Source organism: Kitasatospora sp. NPDC059812 (assembly GCF_042732075.1).
Taxonomy (GTDB): Bacteria; Actinomycetota; Actinomycetes; order Streptomycetales; family Streptomycetaceae; genus Kitasatospora.
The window spans coordinates 39,274-55,231 of record NZ_JBHWIO010000060.1; the positions used below are offsets into that span (position 1 = coordinate 39,274).

Below are 15,958 nucleotides of genomic sequence, written 5' to 3' on the forward strand. Positions count from 1 at the left end.
CCAACACCACGCCACCGACGCGCACACCGCCCTCGCCGCCCCCGAGCTGGCCAAGGGGACCGCGACCCGCGCGGCCGCGGCCGTGGGGGCGGCCGCGGCCGCAGCCTCCGGGCCGCTGTTCCTGCAGGTCGTCGCGCACGAGGACGACGACATCCTGTTCATGAACCCGGACCTGTCCAACGCGCTCGCCAACGGCACCCCGTCCGTCACGGTGTTCGTCACCGCGGGCAACGCGACCGGCGACCCGTGCGCCACGTCCTGCTGGGACACCGCCGGCGAGCCGCTGCGCACCTGGAACCGGCAGATGGGCGCCATCAACGCCTACTCCCGGATGACCGGGGTCGGCGACACCGACCCGGCGACCGACGAGGTCGGGCACTGGACGGCCGAGGCGTGGACGGTCGCGGGCAAGCAGGTCGAACGGTACGTCCTCAAGGGCCGGCCGGTGCACCTGATCTTCCTCAACCTGCACGACGCCGGGCTCGGCGCCGTCCTGGCCGGCGGCACCGACACCACGGTCGTCCCGGTCGGCAGCCCGCTGTCCGGGCCGTCGACCTACACGGCGGCGGACGTCGTCGAGGTGCTGCGGCAGCTGATGGTGACGTACCAGCCGACCGTGCTCCGGGCCCAGGACGAACTCCCGGACAGCCGCTACTCGGGCGACCACTCGGACCACGTCTCCGCCGCGAAGTTCGCCGGCCAGGCGGCCCTGCTGTACGGCGGCCCGCTGATCCAGGTGAACTACCGGGACTACAACATCAGCGACTCCCCGGTGAACCTCGACCCGGCGACGACCGGCGCCAAGGGCGTGTTCGTCTCCGAGTACGCGAGCCACGACCACTCGGGGAACTACTCCGACGCCTGGTACTCCCGGATGTACTACCGCTGGTCGCGGGGCACCTCCTGGGCCGGACTCAACCAGGACGGCCGGCCGCAGGTCTTCGTCGTCCGGGCGGGCTCCCTCTACACGTACTGGCGTCAGGGGGACGGCAGTTGGGGCGGCCCGGTGCGGATGGCCGACCCGGGCGGGCGAATGGCGCCGGGCATCGCGGTCGGCACCAACGCCGACGGCCGGATGGAGGTCTTCGCCCGCCGCCTGACCGATCACCACATCATCTCCCTGCCCCAGGGCACGCCCAACGGCTGGTGGTGGAACAGCTGGGCCGACCACGGCAACCCCAACACCGGGCTCGGCAACGAGGACCAGGTCGGCGTGCCCGTGGTGGCCGGCCACCAGGACGGGCGGCTGGAACTGTTCGTCAAGAACGGCGGGGGCGGCCTCAGCAGCATCCGGCAGACCACCCCGGGCGGGGTGTGGACGGGCACGTGGACGGACCTGGGCGGCACCGACCTCCAGGACCCGGTCACCGCGATCCGCAACGGCGTCGGGGCGATCGAGGTGTTCGCCAGCACCCGCACCGGAATCCTCGGCTGGCGGCAGGGCGCCCCGAACGGCGCCTTCGGCGGCCCGGGCCCGATCCCCGGCGCCCGGCCGGCCAGCCCGCCCAAGGCCGCGCTCGACCAGGACGGCCGCATCGAACTCGCCTACCGCGAGGCCGGCACCGGGGCGATGCTGGTCAGCTACCAGACCCGGCCCGGCGGCGAGTGGAGCCAGTCCCCGGCCCCCCTCGGCGGCGACGGAGGAGTGGGCGAGCCGGCGGCGGCCACCGCCGGCGGACGGGTCGTCCTGTTCGAGCGCAACCGCGGCGGCGGCGTGAGCACCACCGCCCAGACCGCCCCGAACTCCGGCTACGGCACCTGGCAGGACCTCGGCGGCACCGTCCTCGACTACCCGGCCGCGCTCGTCGACGGCGGCGGTGTCCTCCACGTGTTCGCGATCGGCTCGGACGGCCGCGTCTACTACCGCGCGGGCACGACGCCCACCACCTTCGGCGGCTGGCAGGGCCTGCCGGTCTGACCGTCCCGCCCGGGGCGCGGCGGCCGGGCGGGAGCATTTCCGGCCGGCCGCCGGGCCCGGGCTGTCGCCTCTGCCCGTGGCGAATCTGCGGCGGGCAGAGAAAACGCATCCGGAGGTCTCCCGGGGTCAAGAGTGGAGTCGAGGGCAAGCCTGCCTCAGCACCTCGACGCTTCGACGCTTCGACACCTCGGCATCTCGACAAGGAGACCGGATGACTCCCCTCACCACGCTCGCGCCCCGCGCGGAGGAGGGCGGCACGCCGCCCAGCCGCTTCGACGACCACCTCGCGGCGCAGCTGCTCGCCCAGCGGATCGTCCTCCTGGGCACCCAGGTCGACGACGTGTCGGCCAACCGGGTGTGCGCGCAGCTGCTCCTGCTGTCGGCGGAGGACCCGCGCACCGACATCAGCCTCTACGTCAACAGCCCCGGCGGGTCGGTCACCGCGGGGCTCGCCATCTACGACACCATGCGGCTCATCCCGAACGACGTCTCGACGCTGGTGATGGGGTTCGCCGCCAGCATGGGCCAGTTCCTGGTCACCGTGGGGGCGCCCGGCAAGCGGCTCGCGCTGCCGAACGCGCGGATCATGATGCACCAGCCCTCGGCGGGCATCGGCGGCACCGCCGCCGACATCGAGATCCAGGCGGAGAACCTCCAGTTCACCAAGAAGGCCATCGAGCGGATCACCGCCGAGCACACCGGGCAGAGCGAGGAGACGATCGCGCGCGACGGCGACCGGGACCGCTGGTTCACGGCCGAGCAGGCCAGGGAGTACGGGATCGTGGACCGGGTGGTGGAGTCGGTCGCCGACATCCGCCCGGCCGCGTCGCGCCGACGGATGGGGCTGTGACATGGGGTCGTACACGGTTCCCTACGTGATCGAGCGGACCGCGCAGGGCGAGCGCTCCTACGACGTCTTCAGCCGGCTGCTGAACGAGCGGATCATCTTCCTCGGCACCGAGATCGACGACGGGGTCGCCAACGTGGTCATCGCGCAGCTCCTGCACCTGGAGTCGGAGAGCCCGGAACGCGAGATCTCGATCTACCTCAACTCGCCCGGTGGATCGTTCACTTCGCTGATGGCGATCTACGACACGATGACGTTCGTGCAGGCGCCGATCTCCACGTTCTGCGTCGGTCAGGCGGCGTCGACGGCGGCGGTGCTGCTGGCCGGCGGAGACCCCGGGCGGCGGTTCGTGCTCCAGCACGCGCGGGTGCTGCTCGGCCAGCCGGCCAGCGGTGGCCGGCAGGGGACGGTGTCCGACCTCAGCCTCGCGGCGAAGGAGATGGTCCGCACCCGCTCGCAGGTGGAGGAGGTGCTGTCCCGGCACACCCGGCACGACGTGGCGACGCTGCGCGCGGACATGGACCGGGACAAGGTGTTCACCGCCGAGGAGGCCGTCGCCTACGGGCTCGCCGACGAGGTGCTGAGCCGACGGCTCGCGTTCGGTTGACTCCGCGCGGCCGTGGCCGGTACGGCGGGGTGCACCACCGTCGTACCGGCCGTCGGCCGGGTCAGGCCAGGTCAGGCCAGGTCAGGCCGGGTCAGGCCGGGCCAGGTCAGGTCAGGCCAGGTCAGGCCAGGCCCGATCAGGCGGCGAGGCAGAGCCCGTCGTACTGCCCCATGGGCGACGTACGGCTCCGGTCCAACCGGCTTCGGCTGACCTGACCCCGGCCCACCTGGCTCCGGGTGTGTCGGGTCAGCTCGTCCTGGGCGAGCGAGAGCAGGTCGGCGAGGCCGAGTCCGAGGGCCCGCGCGGCGGCCGCGAGGACCTCGGAGGAGGCCTCCTTGCGCCCGCGCTCCAACTCCGACAGGTACGGGATCGAGATCCGGGCCGCCTCCGCCACGTCCTTCAACGTCCTTTCCTGGGCGAGCCGTTCGCGGCGCATCGCATCGCCGACGAGGTCGCGCCACAGGGGTTCCCTCGGCGCGGGCGCCGGCGCCGGTGGCGCTCCCGCCGGCCGCTGCGGGGCGCGGGTCGTCCCGCCGGAACCGGGCGACGAGGTGTGCGGGCGCAGGGGGATGACGCGGGCTTCGTTCGGCGCATGAGTGCTCACCCCTCCAGCCTAGGGATCCGGGGCGTCGGGGGAAGGGAGTGGCGTTCTGCCCTGGGTGAAGCCGTCCGGGCCGCCCGGCCGGGCCCGTGGCCGTCGAACTCGCCACGGGCCCGGCCGGGTTCCGCCACGCGTGCCGTTACGCGTGCCGTGCGCCGCGCCTGCGCGCGACCACGACCAGCACGCCGCCCGCACTCAGCAGCGCCGCCGCACCGGTCACGCCCAGCGGCAGCACGCTGCCCGCCCCGGTGGTCGGCAGCGCGCCGCCGGGCCGCTCATCGGGCCAGGACGGCCCGGCGCTCGGCGACGGCGGCGGCGGGGACGCCACCGCCGCCACCGCCACTGCCGAGGACGACGACGGGCCCGGCGACGGGCCCGGGGTCGAGACCGCACCCGGCGGCGACGACGGGGCCGCGCCCGAACCGGCCGACGGGAGCAGCCGGTTGACGACCGTCACCGTGATCCCGTCGTCCAGGGTCTCGCAGGTGAGCACCAGCGGCCCGAAGACCGCGATGGCCGGCGCCGCGTAGCCGTCGGGCGGGCTCACCTCCACCCAGTAGTACGTCCCCGGCCCGACGACGATCCGGCAGATGCCGTCGGCCCCGGTGGTGCAGGGATCGCCGATCGGCGAGTCCTTGTGCTCGCCGGTGGTCTGCGGCCAGCTGGGCCCGCCGTTCCAGCGCCACAGCTGGAACGTCGCCCCGGCCAGCGGTTTGCCGTCCTGGTCGTGCTTGACCAGGGTCAGCGTGCCCTCCTGCGGCCGGAAGCCGAAGTCGAAGGTGTGGTCGTCCTGGCCCGGCCCGCCGGTGGTCAGTTCCCGCTCGGCGAACGTTGCGCCCGGCGGGACGACGCCCTTGGAGTTGATGAACGGGTTGTCGCCGACGTCGTGCCGGGTGGGCACCCACTGGTACAGCGGGCCGCCCTGGGCGTAGTCGGCGGGGTTGTCCAGCCGGATCGTGTACTTGGTGTGCGGCTTGAGCCCGCCGTCCACGTTCGAGTCGTCGAAGTAGTACTCGCCGCGCGCCGTCGTCCGCGCCGTGCCGACGAGCTTCCCCGGCCCGTCGTACAGGTGGACGGTGGCGCCCTCCACCGGGCGCTGGCCCGGCTTCTGGATGCCCTTGTGCTCGGTGTCGTACCAGACCCGGTTGCCGATCTGCAGCGGCGCCTGGTCGCAGAGCACCTCCAGGTCGCCCATCGAGGCGCCCTTGCCGAACGGCGCGGGCACGTTCGCCGGGTTGAGCCGCAGGCCGAACGCCGGGTCCTGCTTGCCGTCGCGCTGGACGAACGACGTGCCGTAGCCGAAGGCCGTGCTGTTGGGGTCGAACCCGGAGGTCCCGATGGTGTTCTCGACCTTGGACAGCGCCATCCCGGCGTAGGCCGCGTTGTGGTGGACGCCCATCCGGCTGGTGTCGAAGAAGCGGGCGCCCCGGGGCGAGAGCCCGCAGCCGGTGTTGGCGTCCAGCACGTAGGTGCCGCCGGCCAGGCAGGCCTTGTTCAGGTCACCGCCCGACAGCACCTCGCCCACCGCTGCGCCCGACCCCGACTGGCCCGTCGCCCGGTCGGCCATGCGGTCGCGGAAGGCCAGCAGCATCGAGCCGTCCGTCTCGAAGCCGACCTCGCCCAGCTCCGGCTCCGGCTGGGCGCGGAAACCGGCGCAGGTCTGGCCGTTCTGCGTGGTCGGGTAGGTGTTCGTCCACGGGAACCAGCCCGCGCCGTCGCACGGGCCCGAGCCGACGGTCGACTGGCGCGGGTAGTCCAGCGGCTGGTCCAGCACGGCCGTGCGGAACCGGCCGGTGGCCAGGTCGAAGGGCAGCACGACCGCCCGCAGGTCCGAGGCCTTGCCCGTCGACTCGCCCGAACAGACACCGCCGAGGTAGCCGACGCCGTCCTGGAGGCCCAGGCCGAACGGCCGCCAGTCCCCGGCCGAGGCGCAGCCCGGGTCCGGGATCGGGTAGACGCCCCTCGGCTGCGCGGCCGTCGGCGCGGTCGCGTCGTAGCGGTACAGCGTGCGGGTGTTGAGGTTGACGACGAACAGGTCCCGGCCGTCGTTCGTCACCTTCAGCCCGCCGAGGCTCTCCTTGCCCGGCGCGACGAGGAACGCGTCGTCCGTCCCCGGCCCGTGCGCCGTGCCGCCGGCGTCCGGGACGGTGGTGAACAGCGTGGTCCGCCCCTGCGCGGGGTCGGTCACGTAGATGCCGCCGGCGCCGCCCGGACCGTAGTCCGTGGTGCGCTTGGCCGACGCCGAGGAGAACACCCGCCGGTCGGCCTTGTTCCACGCGATGCCGTAGAGCGTGCCCGTCTGCGCGTCGGTGGCGAGGTTCGTGACGTTGACGTCCACGCCGTCCTGGCCGCGCGCGCGGTACGGGAACGACACCAGCGTGCGCTGCGCGCCGCCTCCCAAGGTGGTGTTCTGGCAGGTCGTCACCAGCGGCGCGTTCTGCTGGCAGTAGTCCCCCGGATACCACAGCCCGGTGGTATACGAGACGTTCCTGCCGCCGGAGAGGTCGACGAACTCCTCGTTGGAGCTCAGCTGGTTCGGCGCGCCGTCCAGCCCCTGCCGGGAGGCGAACGCCGGGAACAGCACGCCCGGCCTCGGATTCACCACCTGCACCCGGTACGTTCCGCCGTGCTCCCGGTTCCGCGGCGGCGCCAGCGTGACCGTCCCGTCGGCCCCGGTGGTGCCCTCGACGTGGGCCCGCTCCTCGCCGGTGAGCGTCACCTTCACGCCCGCCAGCCCCGGCTCCAGCGCGGGCGTCCACACCCCGGAGGAGTCCACGGCCCGGATCACCCGGACCGTCACCGTCCCGTCCTCCGTCTGCGAGAACGCCGCCGGCGCCGTCAGCGCCCCGCCCCCGCACAGCGCGGCGGCGAGCACCGCGGCCCGCGCGACGCCCTTCCTTCTCCTTCTCGTCCCCACCTGATCCCCACTCTCATGGTCGGCGGACATCTGCCCGATCCGGACAGGACCCCCAGAAGAGCGACAACCGGTCGTCCACGTCCTGGTTTCGGGGCGCATTCACTGGTGTGTGTGACAGATGAAGGGCTGGAAATCGCATCAAGTTCGGATACGACCGCACAAGTTCGCATACCGCAGGAGAAATCCCGACGCCCCCTCGGAAGGACTCTCCCCGCGCCGTGAGCCCGAGGACCCGGCGGTCGAGGTGGTGCCTCAGCCCGCGGCGGGGAGGCGCCGCGACCAGGCCGTGCGCGTGACCGGCAGGGCGGTCACGCTCAGGGCCAGGAGGGGGACGAGGACGCCGAGAGCCGGCGCGCCGAGCAGGCCGTGGAAGATCCGCCTCGTGCCGGCGACGGCCAGGAGGGCGCTGCCCAGTGCGGTGGCGAGGACGAGCACCGGCGCGTACTTCGACCCCCGCCGCAGGTGGCGTGCCGCACAGACCCACGACCAGACCGCCACCGCGGCCGCGATGAGGATCAGGAAGCCGGTGAACCCCTCGACGAGGCCGTTGAGCTGGGATGTCTCCTCCTCGGCGGCGCCCCACTGGTCCCGGGGCGGCAGCGGGCTGCCCGGGGAGGGGCGCAGGGCCAGTACGTAGCAGGGCGCGGCGCCCCAGAGCCACGCCCCGGCCAGCATCAGCCGAGCGGGCAGGAGTCGACGGGCGGGGGGTACGTGTGGTGCAGGCATGACGGGTCACTCCGGACGGAAGAGGCCTGTGGTGGGGACGGATCGAGCCTCACCGATGCGGCCTGACCACCGCATGAGTACGGCTACTCATTCCGCACAGGTCGGCGCAGGTCCGAAGAGGCGGGCGCCTCGCCGCCGTTCCGGTACCCGGCCGCCGTCCTGCCCGGGGCCATTAGGCCTGAAAGTTGCTATCCGAAGCCGGTGATCAAACCGTAGGAATGGCTCCACGGCCTGACCGGCCACCCACCCGCGATCAGAAGGAGCCCTCACCCATGATCCGTCTTCGTACCTGTATGACCATCGCCGGCGCCGCGGCGATGTTCGCCCTGGCCGCCGCGCCCGCGCAGGCCGCCCCGGGCGACGTCACGACCTCGTGCGGAAGCGTTCTGACCCCGGCCGGCTTCGTCGACGTGAGCTGGGGCTACAGCAGCAGTTGCGGCACGCAGAGCTTCAGCCCGAACATCAAGCAGATAAAGCAGCTCACCGGGCTGCCCGTCGGCACCGTGGTCCAGGCCTGCTCCACCACCTACCCGCCGGCGGGCTGGGTCCAGACCGGCTCGTACTACACCAGCAGCTGCGTCGCCTGGTCGAACCCGAGCTTCAACAACAACGCCTGGCAGCTGACGCGCGTCTCCTGACCGGGTGACTTCGGTAGGCCGGCACACCCGCAGCCCTCCCTCGGGAGCGGGGTGCCCGGCCGGCCGTCCGTCCGGGCCGCCGTCAGGGAGGTGGTCCCGGACGGTGCCCGAGGGCCGTCGGAGCGATTCTGCGCGGGGCGCGCTGTTCCTTGTGCGTTCCCGCCGCGGCCAGGTGCGCGCCTTGTGGCCGGGGGAGCCGCCGATCGGTCCCTACGCTGGGTGTCGGCCCGTCAACCCACTGAAGGAACCGATCATGCGAAGCTCCCGCCTCGCGCTGTTCCTGGCCCTGCCGCCGTAGGCGCCGCGACCCTGGTTGCCGCCAATGTCGCGCAGGACGAGCCGATCCGCTCCGTCAGCCTGCCGGTGCTCCGCGACCCGCAGGCCCAGCAGAAGCTCCGCCGCGTGACGGACCCGGTGCAGGACTGGGTGGAGTCCGGCGACCTGGCGGACGCCGCCCACGACTGGTCCGACTTCCTGCTCCGGAGCGGCTGAAAATAATCGGTGGGCAGCGGGGGAGAGCCCGGCTACGGTGAACACGTCGGCGGCTCCGCGACGTGCTTCCTTCTCCACTCCTCCTCGACACCTGTAGCGCGTCCCCTCTCCGCCCCCTTCTTCTTTCCGCCTCCGTGGGGGGATCTCTCCGCATGCCCCGAGCCATCACGGCTCCCTTCGATGTCGCCATCGATCTCGATCTCGGTTCTTTCCTGCTCCGCCGGCGCGGCGCCGTCTGTGCGGCCCCCGGTGAATTGCTGCCCTCCGCCGACCCATGGAGCACCCAGGGGCTGGTGGCCCTCGACGCCGACTTGGTCCGGCGCGGCTACGTGCTGACCACCGGACTGCGCAACACCCTGGCCCGGTTGGCGCCGGTCCGGCTCGCCGAGCTGGGCGACGGGCTGCTCGCCAGGATCGACCATCTGCTCGGCGCGGACCGCGAGCACCTCCCGTTGTTTCGCCGCTTCCCGGACGCCGTGCCCGACCACGCGCACGTCCTCTACACCCGGCAGATCAGGGCGTTCCTGCTCAACCAGCCCCGCCAGCCGTGCGCGCACTGCGGTCGGCGCGGTGCCGAGGCCGGCATCGGCGCGCTCGCGCCCTGCGCGCACCTGCTCTGCGCGCCCTGCCACGACGGCCTGCTCGCCGCGGGCCGGGGCACCCGGTGCCCGCTCTGCGGCACCCCGCTGGACGCCGGCACCTACCTCGGCGAGGACAACCCGGCCGGGCGCAAGGCGGCCGAGGAGTTCGGCGGGCAGCAGGCCCTGCGCCCGCTGCGGCTGATCAGCGCCGACCAAGTCACCGCTGCGATGGGCGAATTCGACCGGCTGCTGGCCCGTCGCACCCCGCTCTCCCCGCAGGACCGGGACGACCTCGCCGCGCTGCTCGCCCATGCGCCGGCGGACCTGGCGCAGCGCCTGCCCGAGCGGATCCCGCTGCGCGAGACCAAGGCCACCGTGCTCGCCGCTCTGCTGGAGCGCGAAGGCGCGGCCGCCCTGCCCGTCCTGGCCGAGCGGATCGACACCGCCACCGATGTGCTGCGGTTGCTCTGGGCCCGGTCCGGCGCCGTACCCGACCTGCTGCCCGGCACCGCGCGGCGCCTGCGGCTGCGCAATCTCCCACGGCCGCTGCGCAAGGGGCTGCTGGAGATCCTGGAAGGCCTCTCCGCCGTCGCCCTCGCCGAGGACCTGCGCCGGCACCGGTCGGCCTGGTTGCGCGCGGGCGAACTGCTGCACCCGTACGAGCACCGGCGGCGCTTTCCTGGGGTGACGGCCGCGTTCGTGCTGCTGCGGGAGACGGACCTGCGCACCCACGAGGTGGGCCGGGAGTTCGCCGAGCCGCCCGCGCCGCTGCGGGTGGTCACCGGCGGGGAGCCGGGCCGGGAGCGCGTCAGGCTCGCCTTCACCGGCTTTGCCGGGCGGGTCGAGAGCCTTCTGGCGGCCGGGGACGCCGTCGGCGCGGTGCGGGTCCTGGCCGGACGGCCCGGCGAGCTGGTCCGCCGGCTGCACCACGTGCTGCGGGTGCACGCCACCGTCGCGCCCGGTGCCGCGCTGCCGCCGGAGCTGCTGGAGACGGTCGGGGCCGCGCTCGAACGGGTCGCCCCCGGGCCGCTGCTCGGCGCGTACGGGCGGCTGCGTGGGGCCCGCAGCGCGGGTGAGCGGCGGCTGTACTTCCCCCGGGGCACGGTCTCGCTCGCGCACTCCCGGGAGGACCACGGCACCGTGGTGCCCGCCGAACTCGGCGCCCCGGTCTGCGGGTTGATCGAGGCGGAGCTGCTGCGGCGCAGCGGCGGAGAACGTTATGACCTGGCGCTGCTGGACGAGGGGCTGGTCGACCTGGTCGCGCCGTTCGCCGAGCGGGCTGCCGCCAAGACCCTGGTCTGCGTGCCGCGCGGCAGCCGGCTGCGGCTGCCGCAGGGCGACCGGCTGCGGCTGTTCGTGCACTGGATGCAGCCGGAGCACCTGCGGGTGGACCTCGATCTCTCGGTCGCGCTGTACGACGAGCAGTGGCGGTTCAGCGGGCTGTGCGACTACACCAACCTGGTGCACGGCGACCGGGCCGCCGTGCACTCGGGCGACTACGTGTCCGCGCCGCCGCCGAACGGCGCGACGGAGTTCGTCGACCTGGACTTCGCCCGGCTCGCGGCGGGCGGCTCCCGGTACGCCGTGGTGATCGTTTTCAGTTACAACGACGTCGCCTTCGAGGAGCTGACCGAGGCCTTCGCCGGCTTCATGGACCTCGGCGCGACGCCGTCCGGCGGCACGCACTACCACCCGAGGACGGTCCGCCAGCGGCTGGACCTGGTCGGGGAGGCCAAGGTGTCCGTGCCGATGATCGTCGACCTGGCGGAGCGACGGTACACCTGGACCGACCTCAACACCGGCGCCGACGGCGGCTACCACAGCGTCTACCGGCACCAGGCCGAGGTCGGCGCGCTCAGCCGGGACGTGCTCGCCCACTTCGGCCCGGAGAACCGGGCCACCCTGTGGGACGTCGCCTGCGCCCGGGCGGCGGCGGGCAGCGACGAGGTGCACGTGCGCCGTCGCGATGGCGGCGCCGTGCGGCGGTGGCAGCGTCGAGACGGTGAGGGCGTCGGGGCGTTCGCGGCGCGGCTGCGGGCGCTGTGGGACGAGGACGGCGCCGGTTCGGCCGCACTTCCGGACGGGCGGCGGGCGTTCGTCGCGCTGGTGGACGGGGACGTGCCGGCGCCGGAGAAGCTGTCCGGGGCGCTGTACCGGCTCTACCCGGGGCCGGTGGACGCCGCGGCCGAGGAACTGGAGCGGCTGACGGCGGGAGACCTGGTGGCGGGGCTGGCGCCGCGGGCCTGACGGCCGTGGGCGGCAGGGTCAGCAGGACGCTCGTCCGCCAGCACACCGCACGGACACCGTCCGGGGCCGTCCGGCCCGTTGGCGAGGCACCACGGAGTCGTGGGCCCGGCCACCAGCGGGCGTGGCAGCATCTCAGTCACGGGAGCACGCCGTCGTTCTCCGTCGGCGTGCTCCTGGGGCTGGTCCAGTCGAGTGCGCCGAGCGGCCCGGGACCGGGCATCGGCATCCGGCACCCGGCCGCTCGCTGTGGATCAGCTTTCGGACAGCTGTTCGCGCAGCACCGTGCGCAGGGTGACGGGCTCGCGGCCGAGCAGGGCGGCCAGGGTGGGGTCGGTGGTGGCGAACTCGCCGGCGCGGCTGGCGGCGAAGATGCCGAGCAGCTGGTCGGCGGTTTCCGCGGGGACGCCTTGGCCGGTCAGCTGCGTGCGGAACTGGTCGTCGGGGGCGATGGTCCGCGTGACGGTGCGGCCGGTGAGCTCGGTGGCGAGGGCGGCGACGTCGTCGAAGGTGAGTGCCTGTCGGCCCGTGAGCGGCGGCGTGGGGCCGTCGAAGCGGCCCTCGTCGGCGAGGATGGCGGCGGCCGCGTCCGCGAGGTCGGCGTGCGCGGTCCAGGCGACCGGCCCGTCCGCGGGGAGCGCGAGCCGGCCGGAGCGTGCCGCGTTGCCGAGGAAGTGTGCCGCGCTGGTGGCGTGGAAGCCGTTGCGCAGCGAGGTGAACGGCACGCCGCAGGTGCGCAGGGCCTCTTCGGTGGCGGCGTGGTCGCGGCAGGCCTGGAAGCGCGACGTCGCGCCGGCCCCCATCTGGCTGGTGTAGAGGATGCGACGGGCGCCCGCCGTGACGGCCGCTTCGATCGCGGTGCGGTGCTGCCTGACGCACTCCTCGCCCATCTTGTCGACGGAGACGACGAGCACCTGCGAGGCGCCCTCGAAGGTGTGCGCGAGGCCGGCGGCGTCGGTGAAGCTGCCCTGGCGTACCCGTACCCCTTGGTCGGCGAGGTTCTGCGCCTTCTGCGGGTCGCGGACGCTGACGCCGATGCGGGCCGCCGGTACGCGCGTCAGCAGCCTCTCGACGATCTGACGCCCCAGCTGTCCGGTGGCTCCGGTCACGATGATCATGATGTGCTCCCGTGTCGCGACGAGGTGGTTCCAGTGGAAACACTTTTAAGGTATCACCGATAATAACGATGGAACCAGCGGTGCGGTATCGTTGATTCATGCCATCGCCTTCACGCGGCCGGGACGGCGCCACCGGCACCGCGTCCGCCATCGAGTCCGCCACGGCCGTCAGGTCCGACTCCGTGTCCCCGGGCCGGGAGCAGACCAGGCAGCGGGTCATCGAGGCCGCCATCGGCCTGCTGAAGCGCGGAGGCCGCGACGCGGTCACCACCCGCGCCGTCGCCGATGCGGCGGGCCTGCAGCCGCCGGCCATCTACCGGCTGTTCGGCGACAAGGACGGGCTGCTCGACGCCGTGGCCGAGCACGGCTTCGCCGCGTTCCTCGCCACCAAGCACGTCGACCCCGACCCCCGGGACCCGATCGAGGACCTGAGAGCCGGCTGGGACGTCGCGGTCGAGTTCGGCCTGGCCAACCCCGCGCTGTACACCCTGATGTACACCGAACCCGCCGGGACCACCTCCGCCGCCTTCAAGGCCGGCATGGAGATCCTGATGGGCCGCATCCGGCGCCTCGCCGCCGGCGGCTGGCTCCGCGTCGACGAGGAACTCGCGGCCCAGATCATCCACGCCACGGCGCGCGGCGCCGTGCTCACCTGGCTGTCCCTGCCCCAGGACCGGCGCGACCCGGCCCTGTTGACCACCCTTCGGGAGTGCATGGTCGCCGCCGTCACCAACCGGCAGCCGGCCGTGAAGGAGCCGGGCCCGGCCGGCGCCGCCCGCGCCCTGCGCGCCGCGCTGCCCGAACAGACGAAGCTCAGCAGCGCCGAGCAGCATCTGCTGGGGGAGTGGCTGAACCGCCTCGCCGCCGACGGCTGATCACCGGCGGCTCGTGCGTTCCCGACGGGGTGAGGCGGCCGCCGGAGATCCCGTGGCGCGGTCGCCGGAGTGTGCACGCCGGTTGCGACGACGACGGAACGGGCAACGCCACCCCGGCCCCGGTGTCACCTGACGGTGCACCACGCCTCGGACCGTCGCGAGCTGCCCTGGCGGACGGCGACGGAACGAGCAGCCCGCGGCCCCGAGCGCTCGGGACCGGCTCAGCCGCGCAGGTGGTTCAGCAGCGCGTCGTCCATCACCTGATCTTCGCGGGGAATCCCGGTCTTCAGGCCGGGAGGGAATGCGATCCCTGGCACGGAGGCGCGGAGCGCCGTAGGTCCCTGCGTTTGCGTGGTGACGGTCAGGTGGGCCGCTTCTGGTTCTCGATGTAGTCCTTGACGATGCTCAGCGGTGCGCCGCCGCAGGACCCGGCGAAGTACGAGGGGGCCCAGAACACGGACCCCATGCCGATGCGGTTGATGCGCCCGGTGTACTCGGCGCGCGGGTAGCGGGAGCTGACGTCCTTGAGACTGTTGACCGGCTTTGAGACGGAGACCTTCGGCGGGTAGTGCACCAGCAGGTGGACGTGATCGCTCTCGCCGTTGAACTCGCGTAGCTCCGCGTCGAAGCTCTCGCACACGTCGCGCATGATCGCGTTGCACCGCGTCGGCATCTCGTCGGTGAAGATGTCCCGCCGATACTTGGTGACGAATACCAAGTGTGCGTGCAGGTTGTGGACAACGTGGTTTCCCCGCCGTATATCGGGGTCGGGTTCCCAGCGTGGTGACATGGGCCAAGGGTAGGATGACCAACCGTCAGCATCGGAAGGGGGTGGGTCGGATGATCCGTGCGTACAAGTTCCTCATGCGGCCCACCGTGGGCCAGGCACAAGCGCTCGGCGAGATGCTGCGCGATCACTGCTCGCTCTACAACGGAGCGCTTCAGGAGCGCCGCGACGCGTACCGGCACGTCTCCAAGACCTCGATCAAGTACGGGCAGCAGTCCGCACAGCTCAAGGACATACGGGCGTTCGACCCGCAGCGCCAGGGACGCTGGTCGTTCTCCAGCCAGCAGGCCACGCTTCGCCGTCTGGACAAGGCGTTCGCCGCGTTCTTCCGACGCGTGAAGGCCGGCCAGACGCCGGGATACCCCCGGTTCCGTGGAGTGAACCGGTTCGACACGGTGGAGTTTCCCAAGGACGGGGATGGCTGCCGCTGGGACTCCACCCCGCACGACCCCGTGACCCGCGTCCGTCTGCAAGGCGTCGGACACGTCAAGGTCAACCAGCACCGCCCGGTGGCCGGCAGGGTCAAGACCGTCTCGGTCAAGCGTGAGGGCAACCGCTGGTACGTGATCCTGACCGCCGAGCAGGGCGACTGCGAGCCGCTGCCCCCGACCGGCAGCGTGGTCGGCATCGACCTCGGGATAGCCAACTTCCTCGCCGACTCCGGCGGCGAGTTCGTTCCCAACCCGCGTCACGCCCGTGCCGCCGCCGCGAAGCTCGAAGCCGCACAGCAGGCCCTGTCCCGGTGCAAGCGACGCAGCAACCGGCGGGGAAAGACCATCCGGAAGATCGAGGACCTGCACCGCAAGGTGCGCCGTCAACGGCTCGACCACGCCCACAAGGCCGCCCTCGGGCTGGTCCGTGAGCACGACTTCATCGCGCACGAGGACCTGAAGATCCGCAACATGCTCGCGGCCCCCGCGCCGAAGCCCGACCCCGACCAACCGGGCGTCTTCCTGCCCAACGGTGCCGCGGCCAAGGCCGGACTCAACCGCTCGATCTCGGATGCCGGCTGGGGGGTGTTCCTGACGATCCTGCACGCCAAGGCTGAAAGTGCCGGACGGGAAGTCATCGCCGTGGACCCCCGCAACACCTCCCGCGAGTGCCCTGAATGCGGGCACACCGCGAAGGAGAACCGGCCCACTCAGGAGAAGTTCCACTGTGTCGCCTGCGGCCACCGCGCGCACGCCGACACGGTAGGAGCCATCAACGTTCTACGGGCCGGGCTGGTCCGTCGCGACGCCCGCCAGGGTTAACGAGAAGCCCCGGCGTTTACGCCGGGGAGGAGTCACCGGATAGGGGCGCTCGGCGGGAAGGAGCTGCCGGGCGGCCTCCAGAGCACCGTCCCTCACCTGAGCCTGGATCGTGTGCGCGAGTGCGGTGACGTCGTCGATCGAGACGATCCACTGCTCCGCGTAGCGCTCGGCGGCCTCGCCGGCGAGGCCGAGTTGAAGGGAGCGGTGGGGGAGCGGCTGAAGGTGCAGATCGCGTTCGGGATCCCACTGCACCCGGGCCGGGGCCCGCTTCAGCTGGCGCTTCCCGGCGGTGCTGGCTGGCGGGGGGGGGGGCCCCCCCGGCGGCGGGGCCGCCCCCCCCCGGGGGAAAAAAAA

Annotated in this window: 13 protein-coding genes; 7 read left to right on the forward strand and 6 right to left on the reverse strand. The window is 72.9% G+C overall.

Annotation, left to right across the window (positions count from 1 at the left end):
• The 3 genes from ACFV6D_RS26415 to ACFV6D_RS26425 all read left to right on the forward strand — a co-directional run.
• Nucleotides 1-1,918: PIG-L family deacetylase (locus ACFV6D_RS26415; RefSeq protein ID WP_380561319.1), on the forward strand; the 1,918-nt coding region annotated here is incomplete at its 5' end.
• 211 nt (nucleotides 1,919-2,129) lie between these two features.
• Nucleotides 2,130-2,768: an ATP-dependent Clp protease proteolytic subunit gene (locus ACFV6D_RS26420; RefSeq protein WP_331745149.1), complete on the forward strand. Its 639-nt coding sequence runs from the start codon at nucleotides 2,130-2,132 to the stop codon at nucleotides 2,766-2,768.
• Nucleotide 2,769: 1 nt separating this feature from the next.
• A complete protein-coding gene (locus tag ACFV6D_RS26425; RefSeq protein WP_063352604.1) occupies nucleotides 2,770-3,372 on the forward strand; it encodes a ClpP family protease in 603 nt (200 codons plus the stop codon).
• Nucleotides 3,373-3,508: 136 nt separating this feature from the next.
• Here ACFV6D_RS26425 and ACFV6D_RS26430 read toward each other — a convergent pair whose 3' ends face one another.
• From ACFV6D_RS26430 to ACFV6D_RS26440, 3 genes are all read right to left on the reverse strand, one after another.
• On the reverse strand, nucleotides 3,509-3,976 hold the full coding sequence (locus ACFV6D_RS26430; RefSeq protein ID WP_380561320.1) for a helix-turn-helix domain-containing protein: 468 nt from the start codon (nucleotides 3,974-3,976) through the stop codon (nucleotides 3,509-3,511).
• A gap of 136 nt (nucleotides 3,977-4,112) precedes the next feature.
• Nucleotides 4,113-6,920 (reverse strand): SdrD B-like domain-containing protein, encoded by a 2,808-nt coding sequence (locus ACFV6D_RS26435; protein WP_380561321.1) that lies wholly within the window; start codon nucleotides 6,918-6,920, stop codon nucleotides 4,113-4,115.
• Between the two features lie 222 nt (nucleotides 6,921-7,142).
• Entirely contained in the window at nucleotides 7,143-7,616 is a 474-nt protein-coding gene (locus ACFV6D_RS26440) for a hypothetical protein (protein WP_380561322.1), read from the reverse strand.
• 272 nt (nucleotides 7,617-7,888) lie between these two features.
• On the opposite strand from ACFV6D_RS26440, the gene ACFV6D_RS26445 reads away from it, so the two are divergent.
• Together ACFV6D_RS26445 and ACFV6D_RS26450 are read left to right on the forward strand one after the other, a co-directional pair.
• The gene (locus tag ACFV6D_RS26445; RefSeq protein WP_380561323.1) at nucleotides 7,889-8,254 is read left to right on the forward strand and encodes a hypothetical protein; all 366 of its coding nucleotides are present in this window, start codon (nucleotides 7,889-7,891) and stop codon (nucleotides 8,252-8,254) included.
• A gap of 644 nt (nucleotides 8,255-8,898) precedes the next feature.
• Nucleotides 8,899-11,574 carry an MXAN_6230/SCO0854 family RING domain-containing protein gene (locus tag ACFV6D_RS26450; RefSeq protein ID WP_380561324.1) on the forward strand — a complete coding sequence of 892 codons (2,676 nt, stop codon included), beginning with the start codon at nucleotides 8,899-8,901 and terminating at the stop codon, nucleotides 11,572-11,574.
• A gap of 251 nt (nucleotides 11,575-11,825) precedes the next feature.
• Here the strand turns inward: ACFV6D_RS26450 and ACFV6D_RS26455 are convergent, their stop codons facing one another.
• Nucleotides 11,826-12,689 carry an NAD(P)H-binding protein gene (locus ACFV6D_RS26455; RefSeq protein WP_380561325.1) on the reverse strand — a complete coding sequence of 288 codons (864 nt, stop codon included), beginning with the start codon at nucleotides 12,687-12,689 and terminating at the stop codon, nucleotides 11,826-11,828.
• 98 nt (nucleotides 12,690-12,787) lie between these two features.
• Here ACFV6D_RS26455 and ACFV6D_RS26460 point away from each other — a divergent pair, with 98 nt between their 5' ends.
• Nucleotides 12,788-13,564, forward strand: a complete 777-nt coding sequence (locus ACFV6D_RS26460; protein ID WP_380561326.1) for a TetR/AcrR family transcriptional regulator — start codon at nucleotides 12,788-12,790, stop codon at nucleotides 13,562-13,564.
• A gap of 361 nt (nucleotides 13,565-13,925) precedes the next feature.
• On the opposite strand, the gene tnpA is transcribed toward ACFV6D_RS26460, so the two are convergent.
• Nucleotides 13,926-14,354, reverse strand: coding sequence for an IS200/IS605 family transposase (gene tnpA / locus ACFV6D_RS26465; RefSeq protein ID WP_380561327.1), 429 nt, complete (start codon nucleotides 14,352-14,354; stop codon nucleotides 13,926-13,928).
• A gap of 50 nt (nucleotides 14,355-14,404) precedes the next feature.
• Between tnpA and ACFV6D_RS26470 the strand changes: the two genes are divergently transcribed.
• A complete protein-coding gene (locus ACFV6D_RS26470; protein ID WP_380561328.1) occupies nucleotides 14,405-15,604 on the forward strand; it encodes an RNA-guided endonuclease InsQ/TnpB family protein in 1,200 nt (399 codons plus the stop codon).
• On the opposite strand, the gene ACFV6D_RS26475 is transcribed toward ACFV6D_RS26470, so the two are convergent.
• Nucleotides 15,563-15,958 (reverse strand): DUF4291 family protein (locus ACFV6D_RS26475; RefSeq protein ID WP_380561329.1); only part of this gene is annotated, 396 nt, incomplete at its 5' end. The two genes, ACFV6D_RS26470 and ACFV6D_RS26475, sit on opposite strands and share 42 nt — an antisense overlap.